The organism is Agrobacterium sp. ST15.13.013 (assembly GCF_027956525.1).
Classification (GTDB): domain Bacteria; phylum Pseudomonadota; class Alphaproteobacteria; order Rhizobiales; family Rhizobiaceae; genus Agrobacterium; species Agrobacterium salinitolerans.
Genome location: NZ_JAQKGP010000125.1, coordinates 1 through 374, shown reverse-complemented (window position 1 = coordinate 374; position 374 = coordinate 1). Strand labels below are relative to the sequence as shown.

Here is a 374-nt window from a genome sequence, read left to right as displayed (position 1 = left end):
TTCGACAGCCGGGGCCGCACTGTCGATTTTTATCTCTCCTCCCGTCGTAACAGCAAAGCTGCATACCGGTTTCTGGGTAAAATCCTCAACCACTTGAAGAAGTGGCAGATCCCGCGATTCATCAACACGGATACAGCGCCCGCCTATGGTCGCGCGCTTGCTCTGCTCAAACGCGAAGGCCGGTGCCCGTCTGACGTTGAACACCGACAGATTAAGTACCGGAACAACGTGATTGAATGCGATCATGGCAAACTGAAACGGATAATCGGCGCCACGCTGGGATTTAAATCCATGAAGACGGCTTACGCCACCATCAAAGGTATTGAGGTGATGCGTGCACTACGCAAAGGCCAGGCCTCAGCATTTTATTATGG

Annotated in this window: 1 protein-coding gene; it reads left to right on the top strand. The window is 52.7% G+C overall.

What is annotated here, in order from left to right; translation table 11 throughout:
• Positions 1–374: DDE-type integrase/transposase/recombinase (locus PL597_RS26190; RefSeq protein WP_271366677.1), on the top strand; the 374-nt coding region annotated here is incomplete at both ends.